This window comes from Roseibium suaedae (genome assembly GCF_900142725.1).
Classification (GTDB): Bacteria; Pseudomonadota; Alphaproteobacteria; order Rhizobiales; family Stappiaceae; genus Roseibium; species Roseibium suaedae.
In genome coordinates this window covers 229,735-255,329 of record NZ_FRBW01000004.1, presented here as the reverse complement: position 1 = coordinate 255,329, position 25,595 = coordinate 229,735, and the positions used below count along the sequence as shown (strand labels likewise).

The following is a 25,595-nucleotide window of genomic DNA, read 5'->3' as shown; positions in this document are numbered from 1 at the left end:
ATGACCGTGCAAATCAACACTCTCTTCGATGAAGACGCCATTGCGACCCGGGTTGCCGCCCTTGCGGAAGAGATTTCCCAGTCCAAGCCAGAGCGCTTGCTGGTGGTTGCCGTGCTCAAGGGCAGCTTCATTTTCTCGGCCGATCTGGTGCGCGCCATGCACCGGGCAGGCCTGAAGCCGGAAATGGAATTCATGCATCTGTCCAGCTACGGCGCAGGCACGACCGGTTCAAATGAAATCAAGATTTTGCGAGACGTTGAAAGTGACGTTAACGGGCGCGATATAATTCTGGTGGATGATATCCTGGAATCCGGCCGGACGCTGACTTTCGCCAAGGAACGCCTCATGGAGCGCGGTGCCAAATCGGTGAAAATAGCAGCACTGCTGGACAAGCCTGACCACCGCAAGGTTGCCATATTTGCCGACTACGTTGGTTTCGCCTGTCCAGACAAATTTGTAGTCGGGTATGGAATGGATATGGGACATGCTTGGCGGCAGCTGCCGTTCATTGGTTATGTCGTTCCCGATGAGGATGCCGGGAACGGGGAGACAGTAGGAGATTGACCATGGCCCGCATTCTTCTGACCGAAGATGATGAGGCAGTCCGCAGCTTCGTAAAGCGGGCGCTAGAGCTGGATGGCCATTCCGTGCGGGCCGCAGAGGATGGGGGAGAAGCCGTCGAGGTTCTGACCCGGGAAAACGGCGCCTTCGATCTGCTGCTCTCCGATATCAAGATGCCCGTGATGGACGGCATTGCCCTTGCGCTGCATTCGGCGCGGGACTGGCCGGACTTGCCGATCCTGCTGATGACCGGCTTTGCCGATCAGCGCGAACGGGCCAGCGGCCTCGACAACCTGGTGCATGACATCATCACCAAGCCTTTCTCGCTTGCGGACATCCGCAAGTCCGTAAAGGACGCCCTGGCAGGCCATCTGCCGGAAGAAGCCCGCCGTTACGCCTGATTTCTGGCCAGGTCTCTCAGGATGCTGATCCGGGAGACCTGCACCAGCGGCCCGTCCACTCTCCCTGCTCATTCTTCAAAAGCCTGACACGCACCAAGTTCCGGCAACATCCGGTCTGCTGCGCCATGTCCTTGTATGTAAACCCTGCAAATAAACAGGGCTCGCGGCCGGCACCCCGGCCAGCTGCGCGACATCTGCCTGCAGACCAAGATCCAATCAGTAGCGCTTCAGCAGACGCTCCAGATAGTCCAGTTCGAGCTGCGGCCGGGACGGATCGGAGAAGCGTCGGCGGAGCTCTTCCAGCACGCGGCGGGCCCGCTGGACGTCAATCTCGTCCGGAATCTTGACCTGATTGCCGAAATCCGGCCCTTCCGTGCGGCGCGGGCGGCCCAGCGGATCCTCATCCATCTGAGAACGTCCCTGGGCCATGCCCGGACCATCGCCCTGGTTCATCATTTGCTCGACCATGCTCTGGGCACCACGACGCAGGGCATCAAGCGCGTTGCCCTGCTGGCCGACAGCCTCTTCCCCTTCGCCCTGACCGAGAGACTTGCCGGCACGGCCCATCGCATCACCGGCCTCGCCAAGCTCCCCCTTGTTGCCTTCCCGGCCCTGACCGTTCTGCGCAAGCTGGTCCATCAGGTCCTGAAGCTGCTGGGCAAGGTCGCCCTGCCCCTGCTGAAGCTGCTTGAGAGCCTGTTCAAGCTGTTCGCGGGTCATGGGCTCCTGCCCGCCCTGCTGGCCTGACTGGCCCTGATCTTCACGCTGCTCCCGGCGCCGCTGGTCCTGATTGAAGCGATGGGTCTGATCCATCAGCTGCTGCTGTTTCTGGATCATCTCGCCAAGCTGGTTGAGCATCTCCATCATTTCGCTGCTCATGCCGTCCGGAGCCATTTGCGGGCGGCCCGTCTGCAGGTTCTCCAGCATCTGCTGCATCTGCGCCAGAAGCTCACGAGCCGCATCACGGGAACCGGTCTTGGCCAGTTCCTCGATACGGTCCATCATCTGGTCCAGATCCTGCTGGCTCAGGGTGCGTTGCTGCTGCTGGGAATTGAAAGGCTGCATGGCCTGCGGATTGCGGCGCATCTGTTCGGCCAACGCTTCCATGTATTCGTTCATCGCCTGACGCAGGTTCTGCATCAGTTCGGCAATTTCCTCATCGCTGGCGCCATTTTCCAGCGCCTTGCGCAAGGCTTCCTGAGCATCGCGCAACTCGCGCTCCGCCAGGGACAGGTCGCCATCCTCGATCGTCAGCGCCAGATCCCACAGCAAGGGCAGCAGCGCCGTCAGTTCCTCATCTCCATGGGCGTTCGCCAGAGACCGGTAGGCAAAGCGCATGCCCAGATAGTCCTGGGTGCGCATGTCAAAGGCATCGGGAGCCAGAAGCAGCGCATCGAAGGAGGTGATCACGCGGGCCTGATTGTTCGCATCCAGCGCCAGATCCCGGCGCTGTTCGACGACAGCACGGGCCAGCGGATTGCGGAAACTTCTTTGCGGCAAGGTGAACCGGACCGGCTCGGAGTGGGCAACCTGGCCTGCCTCATCACGCGCCGTGAGAACGATCTCCACTTCGGAACCGGACCAGGGATGAGACGTCAGGTCACGAATGGTCTCCCCCGTCTTGGCCGTGCGCGAACGGGCCGGAAGGGACAGCGGGAAATGCGGCGCTTCCACCAGGGGACGCGGCGGCTCGCTGGACGCACTTTCCTGCGGGACAGGCTGAATGTCTGCTTCTGCGGCGACGACGCCGTAGTCATCCTGCACCAGATAGGAGAACTTCACCGAGCCGCTGAGCTGTTCTTCCGGATCCGTGGTCAGATGGATCTCGGGCAATTCATCCGGGATCACGTCGAACCGCCAGCCGGTAATGCGCTCATCTCCCGCATAGAGGTCAATCTGTCCAGAGGCGGAAAGACTTGCAGTCCGCTCCACCGGCATGCCCTGCTGGGCATCAGCTGACCCTTCTCCGGCCGCCTCGACAGGCGTCAGCTCAATGCCGCCGGAGGTGCGCACGTCGAAGCCATCGGTGCCGTGACTGCGGACAACGAATTTCGAGCCCTGAGGTACGGACACAGGCGCCTCCGCATCGCGCAAGGCCGCGCTCTGGCCGGTCAGATAGACCGGCGGACGGGCGGTATAGAGCGGAGGAGTGACCCAGGCATCCAGACGGCTTGCGATTTCCTTGAGGTCGACAGGCGGGCGGACGGCGGAGGCAATCCGGCTCCAGCGGTCGCCGGAGCTGGCAACAAGCCCTGTAATCATCAGCATCAAGGCAAGGACGCGCAGCGCGTAAAGATCCCGCCGGTAGGCTCGTGGATCGGGAGCCCCGGCCCGCATGCCCTTCAACGCTTCGGCCATCCGCTTCTGGTGCAAGCGCCAGAGCGCTGCCGTTGCGGGATCATCGGAGCCGGAAGACAGTGTGTCGCTGACGGCCGTCAGTGGCCGGTGGGCAAAACGCCCGCTCGCCTCGATCCGCGCCAGCGCCTCTTCCCGGTGCGGCCACCGCACACCCAGGAGGTCACGGCAAGACCAGACGAAAACGAAAGCAAAGATGGCGACGGCCAGGAACCGCAGCCAGACCGGGGGATAGAACCAGACGCCGAGCAGGGAGAGACCAATGAAGATCCCGGCCACGATCAAGGGCGGCAAGGAAGCCCGCCAGACGCGCTCGATGAAAAGCGCAGCCCGGCTGCTGCGGACCAACCGGTCAAGCCGGCGTGCCACATCCTCCGGGCTTTCGCCCGGTGTCATCCCGGATTCAGGGGCGTTGCCGCCGCGATTCGCGCCGTTGCGCTCCAAGGCCATGCCTCCGCTGTTCCCCCAACCCGACTAGGGTGAGGCAAGAAGGCCGGTTCGGCAAGCTGTTGAAACAACCAAAGACCGGCTGCGGATATCACTAATCCTTGAGCCAGTCAGGAATATGGTCAAGTCCGAGAAGATCGTCATAGGTCGGACGCGGCCGGATCACGGCAAACTCACCATCTTTTACCAGCACTTCCGGGATCAGGAGCCGGGTGTTGTAGGTAGAAGACTGGGTCGCGCCATAGGCACCGGCCGAATAGACCGCCAGAAGATCGCCTGCAGCAACCGACGGCAATTCACGGTTCTGGCCGAGATAGTCACCGGTTTCGCAGACGGGACCCACCACATCCGCAGTGATTCGCGGCTGATCTGCGGAGGGTTCCACCACCGGGCGGATCTCGTGATAGGCATCATAGAGGGTCGGGCGGATGAGATCGTTCATCGCGCCATCGACAATGACAAAGTCCTTGTCGGCTCCCTGCTTCACATAGATGACCTTGGTCACCATGATCCCGGCGTTGCCTGCAATCAGTCGGCCCGGTTCGAAGATGATCTTGCAGTCCAGCTTCTGGACATGCTTCTTCACCACTTCAGCATAGGCCACAGGATGCGGGGGCGGGCTGTTGTCGGTGACATAGGGAATGCCGAGACCGCCGCCCAGATCGATATGTTCGATGGCATGACCATCGGCCCGCAGATCCGCAATCAGGTCGCCCAGGCGCGCGAAGGCATCGTCAAAGGGCTGCAGCTCGGTGATCTGGGACCCGATGTGCATGTCGATGCCCGACACCTTGATCCCCGGCAGAGTTGCGGCTTCCGCATAGACCGCACGGGCCCGCTGCCACGGAATGCCGAACTTGTTCTCGGCCTTGCCGGTCGAGATCTTGGCATGGGTCTTGGCGTCCACATCCGGGTTGATGCGCAGGGACACGTGCGCCGTCTTGCCCATTTCCACCGCGACGCGGGACAGCTGGATCAGCTCGGGCTCTGATTCCACGTTGAAGCACAAGATGCCCTGCTCGAGCGCATAGGCCTGCTCCGCCTCGGTCTTGCCGACACCGGAGAACAGGATCTTGCTGGCAGGAACACCGGCCGCAATGGCGCGGCGCAATTCCCCTTCCGAGACCACGTCCATGCCGGCACCCAGCTTCGCAAGGGTCGTAAGGACTGCCTGGTTGGAATTCGCCTTCATCGCATAGCAGACGAGCGTGTCGATGCCGTTCAGCGCGTCGGAGAACACCTTGAAGTGCCGCTCCAGCGTCGCCGTCGAGTAGCAATAGAACGGGGTTCCGACTTCTTCCGCAATCCGGCTGACCGGAACGTCTTCGGCGTAAAGGGAACCATTGCGATAGTGGAAGTGATGCACGTGAAAACCCGATCAGATTTGGCCAGCGTCCGGGAGGCTCATGAGCCTGCCGGAAAGGTCCGCCGTTTGTATCTCAGGAAATGTGGATCTTCGCCCGACCAGACCAAAGGCCCGTCAGATCAGGAAATCCAGCGGAAAACGGCCCGTTTGAGCCGGGGCGGGACGCGTAACCGAGCTGCTCGCCCCGACACCAGCGCCTGCGGGAGCGCCGTAGGGAACGGAAACCACCGCCGGATCCTCGGCAACCGGTGCGGATTCACCGGGTGCATCAAGGGAGCCCCTGCGGCCGCAGCCTCCAAGCGCCAGCATGGCTCCCAGCACGAGAAGCCCCGATGCCTTGCCAAGGCGTTTCAAGTTACCGGCCTTTGATCCCATGGACCTGTCTTTCCCGTCCGTCTGCAAATGCGTGCTCTTTCCTCGCACGACCGGCGCCTGCGGGCAAGACCGGCGGATGCGGGATAGGAGGCACCGGGAGCTAAAGAGATCACCCGGTGCCTGGACTTTTGTGATCGTGCCAATCACCCGTTGGTCATTTGGCGTGAGAGAGCGTTGCCGCCCCCCAGCGCACCTGACCGGATCAGGCCTTGGCAAGGTCCTTGAGCCAGCGGCGCGCCTGCTTGCGCACATTCACCGGCGAGGTTCCGCCATAGCTGGTGCGGCTGCGGACAGACTTGTCGACCGACAGCACCGAGAAAATCTCATCGGTGATCTTCGGTTCGACGGCCTGCATCTCCGCAAGGCTAACCTTGTGCAGCTCGATGCCCTGCTCAACAGCAATGGCAACGATCCGGCCCGTGACGTGATGGGCATTGCGGAACGGCATGCCCAGAACGCGGACGAGCCAGTCGGCCAGATCCGTCGCGGTGGAATAGCCGGAACCGGCCGCCTTCTTCATGGTCTTGGTGACGGGTTCAAGGTCCCGCACCATGCCGGTCATGGCAGCCAGGGCCAGGGAGATGCTGGCCAGACCGTCGAAGGCCTGTTCCTTGTCTTCCTGCATGTCCTTGGAATAGGCCAGCGGCAGGCCCTTCATCATGACGAGCAGCGCCTGAAGCGAGCCATAGATACGGCCGGTCTTGGCACGCACCAGCTCGGCAGCGTCCGGGTTCTTCTTCTGCGGCATGATAGACGAACCGGTCGAGAACTTGTCCGACAGCTTGATGAAACCGAACTGGGCAGAGCACCAGATGACGATTTCCTCAGCCAGACGCGACAGATGCATGGCGCAAATTGACGCATCTGCAAGAGCTTCGATGATGAAGTCGCGGTCGGACACGCCGTCCAGCGAGTTCGCCATCGGCCGGTCGAAACCGAGCGCAGAGGCGGTCGCCTTGCGGTCGATCGGGAAGGAGGTTCCGGCCAGCGCAGCCGAGCCGAGCGGGCATTCGTTCATGCGCTTGCGGGCATCACGGACGCGGCTCCGGTCACGGGAGAACATTTCGACATAGGCCAGAAGATGGTGACCGAAGGTCACCGGCTGAGCCGACTGAAGATGGGTGAAACCGGGCATGACATCGCCCGCATGCTGGTCCGCACGCTCGGCCAGAGCCTGCATCAGCTCGGTCAGCTGCTCCTCCAGCGTGTCCATCGTGTCGCGGACCCAGAGGCGGAAATCGGTCGCCACCTGGTCATTGCGCGAGCGGGCGGTGTGGAGGCGGCCAGCCGCCGGACCAACCAGCTCGGCAAGCCGCGCTTCGATGTTCATGTGAATGTCTTCGAGCGCGCGGGAGAAGGTAAACTCGCCTGCTTCGATCTCTGACAGGATTGTGTCTAGACCTTGAGTGATCGTCGCGGCATCGTCCGCCGTGACAATTCCCTGCGCGGCAAGCATGGCCACGTGGGCTTTCGATCCGGCGATATCCTGCCTATAAAGCTTGCGGTCGTAGTCGATGGAAGCGTTGATCTCTTCCATGATTGCGTCCGGGCCTTCGGCAAACCGGCCGCCCCACATGCGATTGCTCATGCCTTGTCCCCTGAAAGATACCCCTTGCGAGGTTTAGAAGAATGACGGAACCAGCCAAAACCGGACAACGACCGAAACGGCGCCTGATTGCCGCTGGGCTCGCCGGCACCTTGGCCGTTATCGGGGCGGTATACGTGATCGCCGGGCAGAATGGCAACTCAAACGGCGCTCAAAACTGCAAGGTCTCGATGAAAATCGCCGATGAGATCCGTTCTTATGCAACGGGAGAGGTTGCCGCCTTCCTGCCCGCGCAAAAGCCGCTGAGCCTGACGGACCTGAAATTCAATGGCGAGGGCGAAGCGCCGGTTTCGGTGCCCGATTTCAAGGACAAGACCGTCCTGATGAACTTCTGGGCGACCTGGTGCGCGCCCTGCCGCAAGGAAATGCCTGCGCTCGACCAGCTCAAGGCCGACCTGAGCGGGCCCGATTTCGACGTTGTCGCCGTCAGCATGGACCGCGGTGCGGCCGACAAACCCAAGGCCTTCCTTCAGGAAATCGGTGCCAAGAACCTTGGCTTCTATCACGAGCCGACCAACACGCTGATTACCACCCTGCGGTCAAAGGCACGTGGCACGGGCCTGCCGACGACCATGCTCGTTGGACCGGACGGCTGTGAAATCGGCACCATGTATGGTCCGGCAGAATGGGCTTCAGGAGAAGCCAAGGCCCTGATCGAGGCCGCCATCAGCGCCGTCAAGGGCAGTAAAAGCTAACGGCGGTGCCCCTTGCAGGGCAACCGCCGTCAAAAGCTATCACACCGGTAAGGCATCATCCGTTCAAGCGGTGATGTCGACCGCATTGCCGAGACCTGGAATCTTGCGGCTTTCACGACGCTCTTCCTCACGGGTCTGGGACGTTTCGCGCAATTCTTCTGCAGTCTGGCGTTCCTGTTCATTGGCCTGGCGAATGTTGTTCGTCGCCAGGTCACTGCGAACATTCGCTACACCGTAAGACGCAGCGCCAGAGACACCTTCCACCATACTTCCTACTCCTTTTCGAACGCCCGCCCTTTCCGTCTAGACTGTTATGTCTACACGGGATCCCAAGCCGGCTTCCCGGATGCGGTTTTCGCCGCGATTTTCCAGTTGCTCGGCTTGCTTTTGAAGCTGCTCGGCACGGGAGGAACTTCGTTCCGCCTGCCGTGATACGGCCTCTGCAGCTTTGCCTTGTTGCTTCGCATTGCTCTGCTGAAGCTTGTCCGCTGTGCTGACATCCTCACTTCCGTTTTGCGGAGAAGGATAAGTCAGAGATGAAAGGCTGCTGCCACCAATTGAATCGAGCATTTTGCTCCCTCCGGTGATGATTGCATCAGCTGAAGAACATGGAGCATGCAGCTCCGTCAAGTTTTACCGTAACGGAAGCGGATGAATCCAAAATTTAACAGGAAATATCTATTTAAGTCTATTTAGACTAAAATTTTAAATACATGGCACAATGCAAGGCAAAGCGCCAAGACATGTGGCAACCGGGCTATTCTGGGATAACTGGCAGAGATATCAGGCAGTGATGTTGAGCTGCTGTCCCAGACCGTCTGCACGGGGGGCGACAGCTTCAAGGCTTTGTGCGCCCTGCTGCAACAGGTCCACCACCATGGTCTGCGATTCGGCAGCCATCTTCATCATCTCGGACTGAAGCGCGAGATCTGTGCGGGCCTGCTGGGTAACCGCAAAAGTGGTGGCGAGGGACGAAATATCCATAGGCGGGAAGGTGCGCCCATCGCGTAAACAAAACGTTAATTTTTAATCACGTTAACGAGACCAATGCCTTGCGCCGCACCTTGCCGGACGGAGTCCGGGGCAAGGACGGGACGAACCGGTAAGCCTTCGGGCGCTTGTATTCGGCAAGATGCTCCAGGGCCCACCGGGCCAGTTCATCCGCATCCTGGAAGCCTTGCTCCGCCGGCACGACGAAAGCCGTGATCAAGCTGACGCCCGGCCGCATTTCCAGCGCGGTGACGGCGACTTCCGCCACTTGCGGATGACCGGACAAGCAACGCTCCACCTCCTGGGGCGCGACCCGGTAGCCAAAGGCATTCATCAGATCATCGGCCCGGCCCTCGTACCAGAGATAGCCGTCCGCATCGAAGCGGGCGCGGTCACCGGTCAGGAACCATTCGTCCCGGAAGGCTTCTGCGGTGTCCTGCGGCCGTTGCCAATATCCGAGCATCAGGCCCGGTTCGCTCTCGTGGATGGCCAGAAGCCCCGCTTCGCCTTGAGGCGCAAGCACGGCCCCATTGGTCTGCGTTTCCGACAGGACCGCGACCTTGCGGCCCGCCTGAGGCTTGCCGGGAGAGCCTGGCCTTGGCGCAACGCCCGGTCCACTCGACACGTAGGTCGAGATTTCGCTCATGCCGAGAGCCTCATAGAGTTCCCGCCCCGTCACCTCTTTCCAGGCAAGATAGAGCTCGGCCGGCAAGGCCTCGCCGGCAGTCAGCCCATGGCGCAGTGCCGGAAAGCTTTCCCGCCCGACCTTGCCGTATTTCAGGATCCGCCGGTAAAGGCTTGGAACTGCCGCAAAAAGAGTTGCCCCGGAGGCCTCGATCAGGTCCGGCCAGACTTCCGGGTCCCGCGGCCCGTCATAAACGATGCTGACAGCGCCATTGGCCCATGGATCCATCAACCCGACGCCGAGTGTATAGGTCCAGTTGAAGGCGCCCGCGTGGAGCAGCCGGTCTGCCGAGGAAATGCCGTACCAGCCCAGATACATGGGTGCGCGTCCGGCTGCGGTCCGGTGAGCATGGAGCACGCCCTTGGGCGTGCCGCTGGTACCGGAGGTGTAGACCAGAAACGCGGGATCTTCTGCCGAGGTCTGCGCATAGCCCCCCGGCTCACCAGCCTTCATCGCGGCGATATCCTCTGGCCCGAGAGCCAGATAGGCACCATCGGGCAGAACCGTGCGTCCGTCATGAACGACTGCCGCCGCCCCGCTGTCGGCCAGAAGCGCACCGGCCTCGGAGGCGGTCAACATGTCTGAGGAGGGGATCGGGACAAAGCCGCCGGCAATGGCGCCGAAATACAGAAACGGAAAATCGCTGGAATGGCCGAGCCGGAGCAGCACCCGGTCACCACGGGACAGACCTGCTGCCGCAAAACCGGCAGCAATGCGCAGGACCATGGCTTCAACTTCGCCATAGGTCCAGCGCTCAAGCAGTGCCCCGCCCAGCCCCACCACTTCCAAAGCAACTGCCTCTTTCGAGGGAGACGCATTGGTGAGGCAGTAGCGGGCGAGGTTCATTCTCTCAATACCGCTTAGCGGGTCGGAACCGGCGTGTCTCCGCGGTAATCGTAGAAACCACGCTGGGTCTTGCGGCCAAGCCAGCCTGCCTCGACGTATTTCACCAGCAGCGGGCACGGACGGTACTTGCTGTCCGCAAGGCCTTCGTACAGCACCTGCATGATGGACAGGCAGGTATCGAGGCCAATGAAGTCGGCCAGCTGCAGCGGTCCCATCGGGTGGTTTGCACCCAGCTTCATGGCCGTATCGATGGATTCAACCGATCCGACGCCTTCGTAAAGCGTGTAGATCGCCTCGTTGATCATCGGCAGCAGGATGCGGTTGACCATGAAGGCCGGAAAATCTTCAGCGACTGCAATGGTCTTGCCGATCTTCGCGACAAAGTCCTTGGACGCTTCGAAGGTCTCGTCTTCCGTCGCGATGCCGCGCACCAGCTCCACCAGTTCCATGATCGGAACCGGGTTCATGAAGTGGATGCCGATGAAACGCTCCGGCCGGTCCGTGGAGGCAGCAAGGCGCGTGATCGAGATGGAAGAGGTGTTCGTCGCCAGGATCGCTTCCGGCTTCAGCAGCGGGCAAAGCTGGGAGAAGATCTTGCGCTTGACCTGCTCGTTCTCGACGGCGGATTCAATCACCAGATCGGCTTCGCTCAGCATGTCGAGATCGACGGCAGGAGAAATACGCGCCAGAGCCTGGCTGCGGGCTTCTTCGCTGATCTGACCCTTCTGCACCTGACGGGCGAGATTGCCGTTGATGTTGGCCAGACCGGACTCGATCCGGTCCATCGAAATGTCACTGAGGGCGACGTCGTACCCGGCCACGGCGCAGACATGCGCGATACCGCTGCCCATCTGACCAGATCCAATCACGCCAATTTTCTTGATTTCGACCACCATCGTCCAATCCGATCCTTGAGTGAGGGAAAAGCTCGCCGCTTTCCCTTCGACCGCCTGCCGGCGCTATTTTTGGCAAGTCTACGCTGAGACCGCAAGAGTTTCGGGGCGGAAACACGTGTTACCGCCCCGAAGAATGTGTGAGCCCCTTGAGGCGATTATTCGACGGCTGCCTTGAGCTGCGGCAGGACTTCGAACAGATCGCCAACCAGTCCGTAGTCGGCAACCTGGAAGATCGGTGCCTCTTCGTCCTTGTTGATGGCCACGATGACCTTGGAATCCTTCATGCCGGCGAGGTGCTGGATCGCACCGGAAATGCCGCAGGCGATGTAGAGATCCGGAGCAACCACCTTGCCAGTCTGGCCAACCTGCCAGTCGTTCGGAGCATAGCCTGCGTCCACGGCTGCGCGGGAAGCGCCAACGGCAGCTCCAAGAGCATCCGCCACCGGCATGATGACTTCCTGGAACTTCTCGGAAGATCCAAGCGCACGGCCACCGGAGATGATGATCTTGGCGGAGGTCAGTTCCGGGCGGTCGGACTTGGACAGCTCTTCACCGGAGAAGCTGGACAGATCGCCAGCTGCCGGAGCTGCGACGTCCTCGATCGGAGCAGAGCCACCGGCAGCAGCGGCTGCAAAGGTGGACGTGCGGACCGTGATCACCTTCTTCGGATCGCCGGACTTGACGGTCTGAAGCGCATTGCCCGCATAGATCGGACGCTCGAAGGTGTCTGCGGACAGGACCTTGGTCACGTCGGAGACCTGCATCACATCGAGCAGAGCAGCAACGCGCGGCAGGGTGTTCTTGCCGTTGGCAGTGGCCGGAGCCACGATCGCATCATAGCCGGAAGCCAGGTCGACGATCAGGGCAGCCATCGGCTCGGCGAGCTGATGGGCAACAGCGTCATTGTCGGCAACCAGCACCTTGGCAACTCCGGACAGCTGGGCAGCAGCCTCGGCAACCGGCTTCACGTCCTTGCCGGCAACCAGCACATGGACATCCGCGCCAAGCGCGAGCGCGGCGGTCAGGGCCTTGGCGGTTGCGTCATTCAGGGCGCCACCGGCGTGTTCGGCCACAAGAAGTGTCGTCATGGATCTTTTTCCTCCTGTGACGGGTCCTTAGAGGACGCCGGCCTCATTCTTCAGCTTGTCGACCAGTTCGGCGACAGACGCGACCTTGATGCCAGCCTGGCGGGCAGCCGGCTCGGCGGTGGAGACGACGGTCAGACGCGGGGTCACGTCAACGCCGAAATCTTCCGGGGTCTTCTCGTCGATCGGCTTCTTCTTGGCCTTCATGATGTTCGGCAGGGACGCATAACGCGGCTCGTTCAGGCGCAGGTCGGTGGTGACGATGGCCGGAAGCTTCAGCGAAACAGTCTGCAGGCCGCCGTCGACTTCACGGGTCACGGCAACGGTGCCTTCGCCCAGATCGACCTTGGAGGCAAACGTGCCCTGGCCCCAGCCGAGAAGCGCTGCCAGCATCTGGCCGGTCTGATTGCAATCATCGTCGATTGCCTGCTTGCCGAGGATCACCAGACCCGGTTCTTCGGCCGCGACGATGCCCTTCAGGATCTTGGCGACAGCCAGCGGTTCGGTCGTGGCGTCGGTCTTGACCAGAATGCCACGGTCGGCACCCATGGCCAGACCCGTGCGCAGGGTTTCGGTCGCCTGCTGGGGCCCAACGGATACGACGATGACTTCGGTTGCCTTGCCCGCTTCTTTCAGACGCAGGGCTTCTTCCACCGCGATCTCATCGAAGGGGTTCATCGACATCTTCACGTTGGCAAGGTCCACACCGGACCCGTCCGCCTTGACGCGCACCTTAACGTTGTAGTCGATAACCCGCTTCACGGGCACTAGGATCTTCATCAGGTTTTACCTCCGCTAGACGGCACGGATGCCGCACTGCATCATTTGGCTCTGCCGGCAAATTATGTCGCGCTACATAAATGGCGGTTTTCGGCCAATTGTTACGCATGCGGCGGGACGGTAAAGACAGTGCTCCCGGCTGTCAACGCTTGCGCAAGGGAACTAGGACGATTTGCCAAGACGCGGGAATGACGTCCTGACCAGCAGGAATTAACCGGCTTCAAAGACCCCGGTCGAAAAGCACCACGCCGCGCCGCCGCAGCACGATAACCAGAACGCCGCCAGCCAGCAGGCCGCCCACATGCGCCGACCAGGCAACCGATCCGGCGCTGGACAGGGCCGCATGATAGACCTGGTAGAGGATCCAGGCGCCCAGCACCCATTGGGCCGACAGGCGCAGCGGAATACGCCCCAGCGCCAGCACCCAGATCTTCACCTTCGGGTGCAGCATGAGATAGGCCGCGACGACACCGGACACGGCTCCGGAAGCCCCGATCAGCGGCACATCGGAATTAAGGTTCACCAGCATGTACGCCAGACCGCCGGCAGCGGCACAAAGCAAATAGAACGCCAGGAACCGGATATGCCCCAGGGCATCCTCGACATTATCGCCGAAGACCCAGAGAAACAGCATGTTCCCGGCCAGATGCCAGAAATCGCCATGCAGAAAGGCATAGGTGAAGAGGGTCAGACTGTCCGGCACCGCCTGCAGGTCCGGTGTCAGATCCTTCACATCCATCACGACCGACGGGATGAGCCCATAGGAGAGAACGGACCCTGCGGAAATATCTCCTGTCACCGCCCCCTGCAGAAGGAAAAAGGCAAGGACGTTGAGAAGGATCAGGGCCCAGGTCACCACCGGGCGCAGCACATGCTTCAGCGAATTCTGGTCATGCAGCGGAATGAACATGTGCGGCTCCGGCTCAAGCTATCCGGCTCGAAGAGCCCATTCAGCGGTTCTGTCCGGGCACCCAGAGCACGTCGCCCTCGCCCTTGGCATTGAGATAGCGGGAGGCAACGAAGAAGAAGTCGGAAAGCCGGTTCATGTAGCGGATGGCGGCTGAACCGATCTGCTCGCGCGTTGCCAGTTCCACCATCAGCCGCTCGGCCCGGCGGGAAACGGTCCGCGCCAGATGCAGATGGGCAGAGGCCGCACTGCCGCCAGGAAGCACAAAGGACCGCAACGGTTTCAGATCCGCGTTGAACCGGTCGATTTCCTTTTCCAGCGCGGCCACCTGGCCGTCCGTGATCCGAAGCGGCTCATATCCAAGGTCCTCACCGGTATCAGGTGTCGCCAGATCTGCGCCAAGATCGAAAAGGTCGTTCTGAATCCGCCCGAGAACCGCATCCAGCTCCGCTTCACCAGACGTGTGAAGCCGGACAAGCCCGAGAACCGAGTTGGTCTCGTCCACCGTGCCGTAGGCTTCGACGCGCAGATCGCTTTTCCGGCGCCGCTCGCCCGAGCCCAGCGCCGTGGTGCCGTCATCGCCGGTCTTGGTGTAGATCTTGTTCAGTACGACCATGCAGCCCTGCCTTTATCTGCCTTGTCCGAAGAAATAGACGCCGGTCATGACCAGCACGATCACCAGAAACTGCAGGCCCACACGCCAGCGCATGAGGGTCTGCGACCGGCTGGATGAGCCGCCACGGAACATGTTCCAAAGCCCCATCAGCAGAACCAGGGCCACAGCGGCCATGGTCACAGGGATCGCGTAATTCCAGATCGTTTCCATCGTCATTTCCTCATGCCCGCCGCAAGGACGGGCTTATCTTTCCCGCCGGTTCTGCCTTATTCTTCCGAATTGGCTGCCCGGATCAGGAAGCGGTCCATCAGTCTGGTGGTCAGCAGCCGCTTGATGATGTTCAGGGCGATCGTCGGGATGGTGACCCTGTAGCGCGCATGGGGCCGCTTGGCCTCAGCCGCGTGAATGAGCTTTTCAACGACCGAACCCGGCCCCAGCTTGAAGAAGCCAGGCTCACCGCCCTCCATCCGCTTGCGCCGTGACCGGTAGGTCTTCTCGTGCGGAGACGCCTTCATGCCCTCTTCGCCGATCCAGCGGTCAAAATTGGCAAGGGAATTCGGGGTAAAGCGGGTGGCGATCGGGCCAGGCTCGATCAGGCTGACGTGAATGCCCGTTCCGTCCAGTTCCTGCCGCAGCGTGTCAGAATAGGCTTCCAGCGCAAACTTGGAGGAAGTGTAGGCCCCGCGATACTTCATCGCGATGAAGCCGAGAATGGAAGAGCACTGCACGATCCGGCCATGCCCCTGTGCCCGCATCAGTTTGACGACCGGCTGCGTCAGTTCGTGCCAGCCGAAGAAATTCGCCTGAAACAGCGTCTTCAGCCCTTCGACGGGAATATCCTCGACCGCACCCGGAATTGCATAGGCGCCATTGTTGAAAAGCACATCCAGCTTGCCGCCGGTGAGCGCAAGAACGGAGGCCAGAGCGGAGTGAATGGTTTCCGGCCGCTCGTAATCCAGCAGGAAGGCCTCGAACCCTTCCGCCAGAAGCTTGTCGACATCAGCCTGCTTCCGGGCTGTCGGAAAAACCCGCCAGCCACGGCCGCGCATCTGATGGGCAGCCACTTCGCCAATGCCCGAAGAACAGCCGGTAATCAAAATCGTCCGTGCGTCAGCACTCATGAAAACAATCCCATTCAGATTGAAAAATCAGATCGGCTCGCCCGTCAGGAGCCGGGGAACCGGACCGGCAAAACCGGCAGCTTCCTTGATGAAACGGGTCTTCAGCGACGGCATCCGCTCCACCAGGCCGAGACCGAAATCGCGGGCGGCACGGAGGATGTCATTATCGTTCGAAAACAGCCGGTTCAAGACATCGGTGACAACGCCCATCTGGAACGCGTCAAACCGGCGCCAGCGCTGATAGCGCTCCAGCACGTCGAAAGCGCCGACATCCTGGCCAAGCCGCCTTGCGGTCACCAGCACTTCCGCAAGAGCCGCCACATCCTTGAAGCCCATGTTGAGCCCCTGACCGGCAATCGGGTGAATGCCATGGGCGGCATCGCCTGCCAGAGCGAAACGGGGACGCACAAAATCCCGCGCCAGGGTCAGCCCCAGCGGGTAGGCATTGCGCGGGCCTGCAAGCTGCAGGGTTCCGAGGTGATGACCGAAGCGGCGCTCCAGTTCCATCTCGAAGGTGAAATCGTCGCTGGCGACCAGGCGCCTCGCGTCATCAGTCTTCTCCGTCCAGACCAGAGACGACCGGTTGCCCGGCAGCGGCAGGATCGCAAACGGGCCGGCGGGCAGGAAATGCTCTTCCGCACGGCCTTCATGCGGGCGCTCATGAGAAACCGTGGTGACAATGCCGGACTGGCCGTAGTCCCAATGAACGGTGCGGATACCAGCCAGATCGCGAAGCTTCGAGCGCACGCCGTCCGCAGCCACAAGAAGCCGGGCTTCCAGGGCCGCACCACTCGCAAGGCTGAGGGAAACGCTGTCCGGACCGCTCTTGAAACTGGCAGCGGTATCAGGAGCTGCGAAGGCAACACCCCGATCCTTGGCAGCAGCATAGAGCGCCGGAAGCATCACGCCATTGGGCACCATGTGAGCGAAGGGCTCGCCCTCGGTCGTCTCGCCACCAAAGGTCAGAAACACCGGGCGGACCGCGTCCCGCAGCTTGCTGTCGGTGACGATCATCTCGTTGATCGGCTGAGCGGAGGGGAGAATGTCCTGCCAGATGCCGAGCTGATCCAGCATGCGGCTTGCGGCCGCTGCAATCGCCGAAGCGCGCGGATCCTTGTGCAGAATGTCCATCGGCTTCGGGTCGATGACAACGACCCCCATGGAGGGATCGGCCGACTTCAGCGCGAGGGCCAGCGACAGGCCAACATAGCCGCCACCTGCAATGGCGACGTCATAGGTGGTTCCGGCGGCGGCCTTGGCAGACATCTTTTTCTCCTGGGCGTTCATGAGGCACATTCCCTTTGGGCAACTTGACTTACACGTCAACCCGCGTCCAAGTCTGCACCTTCGCACCGCCTCCGGCGGCGCATCAATCCGATACCATCCTATTTAGCAGGGATCGCGCCGATGACCACGGCAATTGACAGTCTTCTCCAGATTCTCGACCTCGAAACCCTTGAGCACAATCTGTTTCGCGGCCGCAGCCCGCAGGTCGGTTGGCAGAGAGTCTTCGGTGGACAGGTGATTGGCCAGGCCCTTGTCGCTGCCTCGCGCACCGTTGTCGCAGACAGGCAGGTGCACTCGCTCCACGGTTATTTCATGCGTCCCGGCGATCCCGCCGTGCCGATCATCTATGAAGTCGACCGCATCCGCGATGGTGGCAGCTTCACCACCCGGCGCGTCGTCGCGGTTCAGCACGGCCACGCAATCTTCTCCATGTCCGCTTCGTTCAAGGTGCCGGAAGAGGGCTTCGACCACCAGTTCGACATGCCGGACGTTCCGATGCCGGAAGATCTGCCGAGCGAGAAGGAAATGGCTGCGCGCATGCCGGACTCTGTGCCGGAGAACATCCGCAAATATTGGGAAAGGGAGCGCCCGATCGAGCTCAGGCCCGTGGATCTGACCCACTATTTCTCGTCCAAGTCCCTGCCGCCGAAGCAGTATGTCTGGGTTCGCGCTTCGTCAGCGCTGCCGGATGATCCGCGCATTCATCAGTGCGTTCTGGCCTATGCCTCGGACATGACCCTCCTGGACACGTCCATGTTCCCCCATGGCAAGTCGGTCTTCCTGCCGGAGATCCAGGCAGCCAGCCTCGACCACGCCATGTGGTTTCACCGGCCGTTCCGGGCCGACGAATGGCTGCTCTATGCGGAAGACAGCCCCTCGGCCTTTGGCGCCCTCGGCATGAACCGCGGCTTGCTCTTCAGCCGCGATGGCACGCTGGTCGCCTCGACGGCTCAGGAAGGCCTGATCCGTCGCAAGAAACCGAAAGACTGAGGCCTATAGTGCGCTGAGGCCTTAAGCTCCTCAGCGCCGCACTGGTCCGCTGAAGCCGGAAATGGCCAGCGGATTGTCGGTCATCACCTTCGGATCCGGCGTATCTGGCAAAAGCGCCCCGGAAAACGCCTCGAACATGCGCCGGACAAAGCCTTCGGGCAGATCATAGGTGATGAACACCATCCGGGTCCTGTGATCCGCGTCCGGCCAGCCTTCAAGGGTCGCTGGCGGATGGAAGACATGCTGCACGCCGTGGATCACCACCGGCCGGTCCGGATCTTCCGCAATCTGGACGATCCCCTTGACCCGCAGCAGTTTCGGCCCATGCGCCGACCGCAAAAGATCGATGAACATTTCCAGAGCAGACGCCGGGATCGGCCGGTCCGTGGAAAGCGTGAAGGCCCGGATCCGGTCGTTGTGACGGTTCACGTCATGATGGTGATGACCATGATCATGATGGCCGCCGTGACTGTGATCATGCCCATGATCATGGTGGTGGTGCGCATGATCATGGGGCGCTTCATAAGCCTCCACATTCAGCCATTTCGCCACATCCGGGATCTTGCTTTTCGGATCATAAAGACCCGCATCAAAGAGCCGGTCGACCGTTGCCTCACCATCCTGAGCAACAAGAACCCGCGCACCGGGATTGAAGCCCTTCAACCGGCTCTTCAGTTCGTCGAAGGAGGCCTGCTGTTCAGGTGTTTCGATCAGGTCGGTCTTGGTCAGGACCAGCCGGTCGGCGACTGCAGCCTGCCGCCGGGCCTCTTCATGGGTCGCAAGAGTATCTGCGCCATTCACCGCATCCACCAGCGTCACCACACTTTCCAGCCGGTAACGCAGCATCAGATAGGGATGCAGCATGATCGTGTGCAGGATGGGCGCAGGATCCGCAAGACCGGTGGTCTCGATGACCACCCGGGCAAGCCGCTCCATCCGGCCATTGTCGATCCGCCTCAGCAGATCCTCAAGTGTGGTAACCAGGTCGCCCCGGATCGTGCAGCACAGGCAGCCCGAGGACAGCTCAAGCACCCCGTCACTCGACTGGTCCACCAGGAGGTGGTCCAGCCCGATCTCGCCGAATTCATTGATGATAACCGCCGTGTCCGCCATGGCCGGATCCTTCAGGATCCGGTTCAAGAGCGTGGTCTTGCCGGAGCCGAGAAAGCCGGTGATGACGGAAAGCGGAATGGGCGGCTTCGGGCCGCGCGGCGGGGTGGCAAGCTGATCGGTCATGGCGGCAATCCTGATTGGCGGGCGCATCTGCGCCCTGACCCGGAGCCTTTCACCTAAGACCGAAGAGAGGAAAAATCCAGTCTGCCGTGCCGGACTGAAGGATCAGGCCGACATGTTCTCCAGCTCGGCCGGGGCATCATCCTTGTCTTCCGGCTTGGCTTCAGCGGCGAGCTTTTCTTCCGCGGGAACAATCACAGAGCGGACGGCCTTGGCAGCCTGACGCAGAGTGGCGATCACGTCATCAATGGACTGACCATCTTCCAATTGCCGGGCAGACAGCTCGGCCAGATCGGCCAGGGCCAGAATGGTTGCGGAGCTGCGCGGTTCCACCATCATGAGATTCTTCTCCGAAGAGCCCGATGGCCTGTTCTGTGGCCATCATCGGTTGTCTGCACGTTCGCGGCTGGAACGATATTCCCGTCAGATACGACAGGACCCGCCCATCCGCGAGCAGTTAGCCGATTGTTAAATCTTCCGGTAAAGAAAGATTTAAAGTTTACCGATTTTGCGAAACTCCAAAAATCTCCCCAGGTTGTCCACCGGGGGAGACTGCCGGCGTCACCGGCCTGGGCTGGAGGCTGGAACCGGCACGGAGAAGCCAATTCCCTTCCGGAAAATCTGACCTGGAGAGTTCGTGCTGTCCCCAGATGCCGCCGCTACAGGCTCTGCAGCAACAAAGGCATTGCCACGGGCCGGATTGGGCGATGGCAAGGGCACCAGAGCCAGCGCGACAGGATCACGGGCAGGGCCATCGGGCGTCCCCAGGGAGACAACAATCGGCTCATAGGCAATGCGGCGCGGCCCGATGATCTTGTCCATCACCTTGGCCCAATCGACCTTGCCGTTGCCGGTCTGAACGCCGCCTTCATCCTCGACGTCATTGTCGTCTGCCGCATTGTGAATGCCGCCGATGATCACAGCGCCCGGATCACGGTTGCTGGAGGCATAGGCCATGACCGGCTGCTTGGCAGAGGTCATGTCATAACGGGCGAGAAGCTGATCGGCATCCGGCTTCTCGTTGCGCTTGCAATAATTGTCCTGGGGCGGAGTGCCGCCACGGTGGGGCAGGTTATCGATCGTGTAGCGCGCGGATCGTGTCTGAAAGCCCTTGTCCAGAAGCTCCCGGCTGAAGGCGATGCGCTCCAGTCCGGAGGCCGCTCCCAGCACGATCGCAATCACCGTGCGGCCATTGCGGGTGACAGAGGCAGCAACATTATAGCCGGAGTTGCAGATATAGCCGGTCTTCATGCCGTCAGCGCCCGGAACGCGCAGCAGGAACTCACGGTTCGCGGACCGCAGCGCCTTCTTGCCGAACTTCAGCCCCGGATGATTGTAGTAATTCCGGGCTTCGGGGAAATCGTCGCGCAGCGCCTTGGCCAGAATGGCAAGATCGCGGGCCGAAGTCACCTGCCGGTTGTCCGGCAATCCATGGGGGTTGACGTAATAGGTATCTCGCATACCGAGACGCGCGGCCTCGGTGTTCATCAGGGTGATAAAGCCCTCTTCGGTGCCGCCGATGGCCTCGGCGAGGGCAACAGCCACGTCATTGGCAGACTTCACCAGCAGGATCTTGAGAGCGGTATCGACGGTGAACCGCGTGCCGACCTTGAAGCCCATCTTGGACGGTGGTTCGGAAATGGAGTTCTGGCTCTGAACCACGGGAGAGGTCAGCGAGGCACGGCCTTCACGGAGAGCCTTGAAGGTGACGTAGGCGGTCATCATCTTGGTCAGCGAGGCGGGATACCACTGGCGTGTCGCATCCTTTTCATCCAGGACGGCGCCCGTCTGGGCATCCACCAGAATGTAAGTGCCGATCTCAGCGCGGGCAGGCCCGGCACCGCCAAGCAGGGCTGACGCAGCCAAGGTCAGAGACAGAATGACGCCGATCCGGCCAAACAGCCGGGAATTACAGGATAGTTTCACGAAACCCTCGCTGGTCTGAACCGCTGCCCCCAGCCCGAAACATGCCAGCACGCGCAATGCGCTAAACCTGCACACTCTCTTCCATACCCGATCCGCAGGCTCCATTGCAAAAGCTTCCCCAGAGGTTCCGGCCATCATGCGCAAAAATACATCGTTTGCATAATTAAAGTGCACATTTGAACTCAGTCGTCGAAACCCGCCCCAATTCACTGCCCATTTTTCATGCGCCGATGACAGGCTCAGGCTGGCCCCCCGTTTGCAAGGAAGAGGAATTGTTGCGACCGAAACGTGTCTCTTGCTTTCCTGCAGGAGCCGGTCTCAACTCAAGCTCGTGATTTTTCCCAAGCCGTGGCGCTGTGCCCGGCCCTTCTGGTGAGGTCAGATGTTCGACGCGGACAGCCTGCATGAAATCAGCACTGGCCCGGCTTCCGCCGCGCAGCCGGTCATGCAGCGTGCCCGCGGCATCGCCCGTGTCAGCTTCAAGCACGACGGCCTCAAGACCTGTCTGGATGATCTCTATCAGAGCGGCTGCGCCAAGGTCAGGCTGCCCAAGGTTTATGACACGCCCCCGGTCGCCGTGATCATCAACACCGCAGGCGGCATCACGGGAGGCGACAGGCTTTCCTATGAGGCCTCCGTGGCGCCCGGCGGGCATGCCATCGCCACCACACAGACGGCGGAGCGGGCCTACCGGCGCGTCGAGGGCCACGGCCAGGTGGCAACCAGACTGACTGCTGGCAACGGCGCCACGCTGGAGTGGCTGCCGCAGGAAGCGATCCTCTTCAATGCTTCCGCTCTCCACCGGAGCATGCAGGTCGACCTTGAAGGCAATGCCAGGCTGATTGCGGTGGAATCCGTTGTGATCGGCCGCAAGGCCATGGAAGAAACCATGGAAACTGTCGAATTTCAGGACCGCTGGCGCATCCGCCGCGACGGCAAACTGATCTTTGCCGACGACGCTCGCGTCCATGGAACCCCGGCAGACATCCTGGGTGGCCCGGCTACGCTCTCGGGCAGCATGGCCTTCGCAACCTTCGTGGATTGCGCCGCAGAGGCCGGGGACCGCATCAAGCTGGCCCGCACCCTGCTGCAATCCTTTGGTCCGGGCGCACAGGTCCGAGCAGCCACCAGCGCCTGGAACGGCGTCCTGACGGCGCGGTTTGCGGCGCCTGACGGGCGTAGCCTACGGTCCGCGCTCATCCATTTTCTCGAAACATACCGCTCAGCCGCGCTGCCTCGCGTCTGGTCCTGCTGAGCACATCACCGAACCCAAGGGGAGGTTTCCTTGAACCTGACGCCGCGTGAAAAAGACAAGCTTCTGATCTCCATGGCCGCCATGGTGGCCCGCCGCCGGCTCGAGCGCGGTGTGAAGCTCAACTATCCCGAAGCCATCGCCCTGATATCGGACTTCGTGGTCGAAGGCGCCCGGGATGGCCGCTCCGTCGCCGACCTCATGGCCGCGGGCGCAAAGGTGCTGACGCGGGACCAGGTCATGGAAGGCATCCCCGAGATGATCCATGACGTGCAGGTCGAGGCCACCTTTCCGGACGGAACCAAGCTCGTCACCGTTCACGAACCCATCCGTTAAGTCTGTTCATTCCGGGAGATTTTCATGAAACTCATTCTGTCCTCCGCCGCTGCCATGATCCTGTCCGGTGCCGGAAGCGCGCTCGCCCACACCGGCGCCCTGCCGCATGTGCATCCCCATGCAGAGGTTTCCGGCTTCAGCACGGTCGAGATGCTGTTTGCCGCAGCCCTGGCACTTGGGGCACTGGCAACCATCGTCTGGGCCCGCACAGGCAAAGCTTCTGGCCACGCTTCTGGCAAAGCTCCGGTCAAGGGATCGCGCAAGTGATCCCGGGCGAAGTCTTCCCCGCAGACGGGGAAATCGAGCTGAACGCCGGTCTTGAGGCCATTACGCTTGATGTTTCGAACACCGGAGACCGGCCGATCCAGGTTGGCAGCCACTATCATTTTGCAGAAACCAACGGCGGCTTGTCCTTTGACCGGGAAGCGGCACGCGGCATGCGCCTGGATATTCCGGCCGGCACCGCAGTGCGCTTCGAACCGGGCCAGACCCGCTCGGTCAGTCTGGTCCCCTACCGCGGCGACCGGACCGTTTACGGTTTCAATCAGAAGGTCATGGGCAGGCTCTGAACCTGCCCGGGCATGCCCAGGCTTCAGGTCCGGGCTATTGGGAGGAAAACATTTTGAAACACCTGATTTTGCTGGCCGGAGCTGCGTTCCTGATGCTCTCGGCCCCTTCGCTGGCTCAGGATTTGCCGAATGTGAACTGCAAGGACCCGCAGACGCAGATGGAATTCACCTACTGCGCCGAACAGGACTGGCAGGCTGCGGATGCCGAGCTGAACAAGGCCTACAAGGCCGCCATGGCACAGATGAAGAGCTACGACGAAGGACTGGCAGAATATGCCAAGGAGCTCGTTGGCGCAGCCAATGCACTGAAGGAAGCCCAGCGCGCCTGGATCCCTTACCGGGACAAGGCTTGTGAGGCCTTCGGCTTTCAGGCCCGCGGCGGCTCCATGGAGCCCCAGCTGATCTATGACTGCAACGCGAGAATGACCCGGATCCGGACGGATGAACTGAAGGCCCTTGCCAAGGGTCTCGGCAACTGACCGCGACTTCCGATTGCCCGACTGAATTTGAGAACGATTGAGGACCGTCATGCCCTACAAGATGTCCCGTGCCGCCTATGCTGACATGTTCGGCCCGACCACTGGTGACAGGATCCGCCTGGCCGATACCGACCTGATCATCGAGGTGGAGAAGGACTTCACCATCTATGGGGAAGAGGTCAAGTTCGGCGGCGGCAAGGTGATCCGCGACGGCATGGGGCAGGGCCAGCACCCCCGCTCCGCTGGCGCGGTGGATACGGTTATCACCAATGTCCTGATCGTGGATCACTGGGGCATCGTGAAAGCGGACGTCGGCCTCAAGGACGGCCGCATTGTCGGCATCGGCAAGGCGGGCAATCCGGACGTCCAGCCCGGCGTCAACATCATCGTCGGTCCGGGAACGGAAGCCATTGCGGGCGAGGGCAAGATCCTGACCGCCGGGGCGCTGGATGTCCACATCCACTTCATCTGTCCCCAGCAGATCGATGATGCGCTCATGTCCGGCGTCACCACCATGCTCGGCGGCGGCACCGGCCCTGCGACCGGCACCAACGCCACCACCTGCACGCCCGGCTCCTGGCACATCACCCGCATGCTGCAGGCCGCTGACAGTTTCCCTATGAACCTGGCTTTCGCAGGCAAGGGCAACGCGTCTCTTCCGGCGGCTCTCGAAGAGCAGATCCTGGCTGGCGCCTGCGCCCTGAAGCTGCACGAGGACTGGGGCACCACACCGGCCGCCATCGACACCTGCCTGTCTGTTGCCGATGAATACGACATCCAGGTGATGATCCACACGGACACGCTGAACGAAAGCGGCTTCGTGGAAAACACCACGGCGGCTTTCAAGAACCGCACCATCCATGCCTTCCACACGGAAGGGGCAGGCGGCGGCCACGCGCCGGACATCATCAAGGTCTGCGGCGAGGCGAATGTCATTCCCTCCTCCACCAACCCGACCCGGCCCTATACGGTGAACACGCTGGAAGAGCATCTCGACATGCTCATGGTCTGCCACCATCTGGACGCCTCGATCCCGGAAGACGTCGCCTTCGCGGAAAGCCGTATCCGCAAGGAAACCATCGCGGCAGAAGACATTCTCCACGACATGGGCGCCTTCTCGATCATTGCCTCCGACAGCCAGGCCATGGGCCGTGTCGGCGAGGTGATCATCCGCACCATGCAGACCGCGCACAAGATGAAGGTCCAGCGCGGCCGCCTGTCCGAGGAAGCGGGCGAGAACGACAATTTCCGTGTCCGCCGCTACATCTCCAAGGTCACCATCAACCCGGCGATTGCCCACGGGCTTGACGAGCACATCGGCTCGGTTGAAGTCGGCAAGCTGGCGGATCTGGTGCTCTGGGATCCGAAGTTCTTCGGCGTGAAGCCGGATATGGTCCTCAAGCTCGGCACCATTGCCGCAGCTCCCATGGGCGATCCGAATGCCTCCATTCCGACGCCCCAGCCGGTGCATTACCGCCCGATGTTCGGCGCCTTCGGCAAGTCCATGACCCAGAGCCGTGTGACCTTCGTCTCCAAGGCGGCCTATGACCACGGCGTCAAGCAGTCTGCCGGTCTCGACAGCCTGATCCTGCCGGTCAAGAACGTGCGCGGCGGCATCTCGAAGAAGTCCATGGTGCTCAACAACGCCATGCCCCACATCGAAGTGCACCCGGAAACCTATGAAGTGCGGGCCAATGGCGAGTTGCTGACCTGCGAGCCGGCAGCGGAACTTCCCATGGCCCAGCGCTACTTCCTGTTCTAGGCCACTGGACACGGAACACGAGAGGGCAA

Annotated in this window: 29 protein-coding genes; 10 read left to right on the top strand and 19 right to left on the bottom strand. The window is 61.5% G+C overall.

The genetic code is table 11. The annotated features are described in order from the left end of the window. Together hpt and BUA94_RS17600 are read left to right on the top strand one after the other, a co-directional pair. Positions 1–564, top strand: a complete 564-nt coding sequence (hpt, locus tag BUA94_RS17605) for a hypoxanthine phosphoribosyltransferase (RefSeq protein ID WP_073014642.1) — start codon at positions 1–3, stop codon at positions 562–564. A 2-nt stretch (positions 565–566) separates the two neighbouring features. After that, the gene (locus BUA94_RS17600; RefSeq protein WP_073014641.1) at positions 567–962 is read left to right on the top strand and encodes a response regulator; all 396 of its coding nucleotides are present in this window, start codon (positions 567–569) and stop codon (positions 960–962) included. A 216-nt stretch (positions 963–1,178) separates the two neighbouring features. Here BUA94_RS17600 and BUA94_RS17595 read toward each other — a convergent pair whose 3' ends face one another. The 4 genes from BUA94_RS17595 to argH all read right to left on the bottom strand — a co-directional run bounded on the left by BUA94_RS17595 (position 1,179) and on the right by argH (position 7,093). After that, complete coding sequence (locus BUA94_RS17595; RefSeq protein ID WP_208980142.1) at positions 1,179–3,767, bottom strand: TIGR02302 family protein; 2,589 nt, start codon at positions 3,765–3,767, stop codon at positions 1,179–1,181. A gap of 91 nt (positions 3,768–3,858) precedes the next feature. Continuing rightward, positions 3,859–5,130 (bottom strand): diaminopimelate decarboxylase, encoded by a 1,272-nt coding sequence (lysA, locus tag BUA94_RS17590; protein ID WP_073014640.1) that lies wholly within the window; start codon positions 5,128–5,130, stop codon positions 3,859–3,861. A gap of 114 nt (positions 5,131–5,244) precedes the next feature. Continuing rightward, positions 5,245–5,505 (bottom strand): lipoprotein, encoded by a 261-nt coding sequence (locus tag BUA94_RS17585; protein ID WP_073014639.1) that lies wholly within the window; start codon positions 5,503–5,505, stop codon positions 5,245–5,247. 202 nt (positions 5,506–5,707) lie between these two features. Then, positions 5,708–7,093, bottom strand: a complete 1,386-nt coding sequence (gene argH / locus BUA94_RS17580) for an argininosuccinate lyase (protein ID WP_073014638.1) — start codon at positions 7,091–7,093, stop codon at positions 5,708–5,710. A 41-nt stretch (positions 7,094–7,134) separates the two neighbouring features. Here argH and tlpA point away from each other — a divergent pair, with 41 nt between their 5' ends. Continuing rightward, positions 7,135–7,806: a thiol:disulfide interchange protein TlpA gene (gene tlpA, locus BUA94_RS17575; RefSeq protein WP_073014637.1), complete on the top strand. Its 672-nt coding sequence runs from the start codon at positions 7,135–7,137 to the stop codon at positions 7,804–7,806. A gap of 63 nt (positions 7,807–7,869) precedes the next feature. Here tlpA and BUA94_RS17570 read toward each other — a convergent pair whose 3' ends face one another. From BUA94_RS17570 to BUA94_RS17515, 12 genes are all read right to left on the bottom strand, one after another. Further along, positions 7,870–8,073 (bottom strand): hypothetical protein, encoded by a 204-nt coding sequence (locus BUA94_RS17570; protein ID WP_073014636.1) that lies wholly within the window; start codon positions 8,071–8,073, stop codon positions 7,870–7,872. 36 nt (positions 8,074–8,109) lie between these two features. Next, a complete protein-coding gene (locus BUA94_RS17565; protein ID WP_073014635.1) occupies positions 8,110–8,376 on the bottom strand; it encodes a hypothetical protein in 267 nt (88 codons plus the stop codon). A gap of 213 nt (positions 8,377–8,589) precedes the next feature. Next, positions 8,590–8,790, bottom strand: a complete 201-nt coding sequence (locus BUA94_RS17560) for a hypothetical protein (protein WP_073014634.1) — start codon at positions 8,788–8,790, stop codon at positions 8,590–8,592. Between the two features lie 46 nt (positions 8,791–8,836). Then, positions 8,837–10,327 (bottom strand): class I adenylate-forming enzyme family protein, encoded by a 1,491-nt coding sequence (locus tag BUA94_RS17555; RefSeq protein WP_073014633.1) that lies wholly within the window; start codon positions 10,325–10,327, stop codon positions 8,837–8,839. Positions 10,328–10,341: 14 nt separating this feature from the next. Continuing rightward, positions 10,342–11,223 carry a 3-hydroxybutyryl-CoA dehydrogenase gene (locus BUA94_RS17550; protein ID WP_073014632.1) on the bottom strand — a complete coding sequence of 294 codons (882 nt, stop codon included), beginning with the start codon at positions 11,221–11,223 and terminating at the stop codon, positions 10,342–10,344. A gap of 155 nt (positions 11,224–11,378) precedes the next feature. Further along, on the bottom strand, positions 11,379–12,311 hold the full coding sequence (locus BUA94_RS17545) for an electron transfer flavoprotein subunit alpha/FixB family protein (protein WP_073014631.1): 933 nt from the start codon (positions 12,309–12,311) through the stop codon (positions 11,379–11,381). 27 nt (positions 12,312–12,338) lie between these two features. Beyond that, complete coding sequence (locus tag BUA94_RS17540) at positions 12,339–13,088, bottom strand: electron transfer flavoprotein subunit beta/FixA family protein (protein WP_073014630.1); 750 nt, start codon at positions 13,086–13,088, stop codon at positions 12,339–12,341. A gap of 220 nt (positions 13,089–13,308) precedes the next feature. Then, the gene (locus tag BUA94_RS17535) at positions 13,309–13,998 is read right to left on the bottom strand and encodes a rhomboid family intramembrane serine protease (protein WP_073014629.1); all 690 of its coding nucleotides are present in this window, start codon (positions 13,996–13,998) and stop codon (positions 13,309–13,311) included. A gap of 40 nt (positions 13,999–14,038) precedes the next feature. Continuing rightward, entirely contained in the window at positions 14,039–14,611 is a 573-nt protein-coding gene (locus BUA94_RS17530) for a cob(I)yrinic acid a,c-diamide adenosyltransferase (RefSeq protein WP_073014628.1), read from the bottom strand. A gap of 12 nt (positions 14,612–14,623) precedes the next feature. Beyond that, a complete protein-coding gene (locus BUA94_RS17525) occupies positions 14,624–14,821 on the bottom strand; it encodes a twin transmembrane helix small protein (RefSeq protein ID WP_073014897.1) in 198 nt (65 codons plus the stop codon). Positions 14,822–14,877: 56 nt separating this feature from the next. Then, positions 14,878–15,732 carry an SDR family NAD(P)-dependent oxidoreductase gene (locus BUA94_RS17520; RefSeq protein WP_073014627.1) on the bottom strand — a complete coding sequence of 285 codons (855 nt, stop codon included), beginning with the start codon at positions 15,730–15,732 and terminating at the stop codon, positions 14,878–14,880. 27 nt (positions 15,733–15,759) lie between these two features. Next, positions 15,760–16,998 carry a ubiquinone biosynthesis hydroxylase gene (locus BUA94_RS17515; RefSeq protein ID WP_073014896.1) on the bottom strand — a complete coding sequence of 413 codons (1,239 nt, stop codon included), beginning with the start codon at positions 16,996–16,998 and terminating at the stop codon, positions 15,760–15,762. A 141-nt stretch (positions 16,999–17,139) separates the two neighbouring features. Here BUA94_RS17515 and tesB point away from each other — a divergent pair, with 141 nt between their 5' ends. Further along, a complete protein-coding gene (gene tesB, locus BUA94_RS17510) occupies positions 17,140–18,009 on the top strand; it encodes an acyl-CoA thioesterase II (protein ID WP_073014626.1) in 870 nt (289 codons plus the stop codon). Positions 18,010–18,039: 30 nt separating this feature from the next. Here the strand turns inward: tesB and BUA94_RS17505 are convergent, their stop codons facing one another. From BUA94_RS17505 to BUA94_RS17495, 3 genes are all read right to left on the bottom strand, one after another. Then, positions 18,040–19,245 (bottom strand): CobW family GTP-binding protein, encoded by a 1,206-nt coding sequence (locus BUA94_RS17505; RefSeq protein WP_073014625.1) that lies wholly within the window; start codon positions 19,243–19,245, stop codon positions 18,040–18,042. 102 nt (positions 19,246–19,347) lie between these two features. Beyond that, positions 19,348–19,581 carry a hypothetical protein gene (locus BUA94_RS17500; RefSeq protein WP_073014624.1) on the bottom strand — a complete coding sequence of 78 codons (234 nt, stop codon included), beginning with the start codon at positions 19,579–19,581 and terminating at the stop codon, positions 19,348–19,350. 222 nt (positions 19,582–19,803) lie between these two features. Beyond that, positions 19,804–21,168 carry a D-alanyl-D-alanine carboxypeptidase family protein gene (locus tag BUA94_RS17495; protein WP_208980141.1) on the bottom strand — a complete coding sequence of 455 codons (1,365 nt, stop codon included), beginning with the start codon at positions 21,166–21,168 and terminating at the stop codon, positions 19,804–19,806. Positions 21,169–21,550: 382 nt separating this feature from the next. Here BUA94_RS17495 and BUA94_RS17490 point away from each other — a divergent pair, with 382 nt between their 5' ends. The 6 genes from BUA94_RS17490 to ureC are packed head-to-tail and all read left to right on the top strand — an operon-like array spanning position 21,551 to position 25,566. After that, entirely contained in the window at positions 21,551–22,423 is an 873-nt protein-coding gene (locus BUA94_RS17490) for an urease accessory protein UreD (RefSeq protein ID WP_084082103.1), read from the top strand. Between the two features lie 30 nt (positions 22,424–22,453). Beyond that, the gene (locus tag BUA94_RS17485) at positions 22,454–22,756 is read left to right on the top strand and encodes an urease subunit gamma (protein ID WP_073014623.1); all 303 of its coding nucleotides are present in this window, start codon (positions 22,454–22,456) and stop codon (positions 22,754–22,756) included. 24 nt (positions 22,757–22,780) lie between these two features. Continuing rightward, positions 22,781–23,023 carry a hypothetical protein gene (locus BUA94_RS17480; RefSeq protein ID WP_073014622.1) on the top strand — a complete coding sequence of 81 codons (243 nt, stop codon included), beginning with the start codon at positions 22,781–22,783 and terminating at the stop codon, positions 23,021–23,023. Further along, positions 23,020–23,325, top strand: a complete 306-nt coding sequence (locus tag BUA94_RS17475; protein ID WP_073014621.1) for an urease subunit beta — start codon at positions 23,020–23,022, stop codon at positions 23,323–23,325. Before BUA94_RS17480 ends, BUA94_RS17475 begins: the two co-directional genes overlap by 4 nt. A 53-nt stretch (positions 23,326–23,378) precedes the next feature. Further along, positions 23,379–23,804, top strand: coding sequence for a lysozyme inhibitor LprI family protein (locus tag BUA94_RS17470; protein WP_408011962.1), 426 nt, complete (start codon positions 23,379–23,381; stop codon positions 23,802–23,804). Positions 23,805–23,853: 49 nt separating this feature from the next. After that, positions 23,854–25,566: an urease subunit alpha gene (gene ureC / locus BUA94_RS17465; protein ID WP_073014620.1), complete on the top strand. Its 1,713-nt coding sequence runs from the start codon at positions 23,854–23,856 to the stop codon at positions 25,564–25,566. The last annotated feature ends 29 nt before the right edge of the window (positions 25,567–25,595 follow it).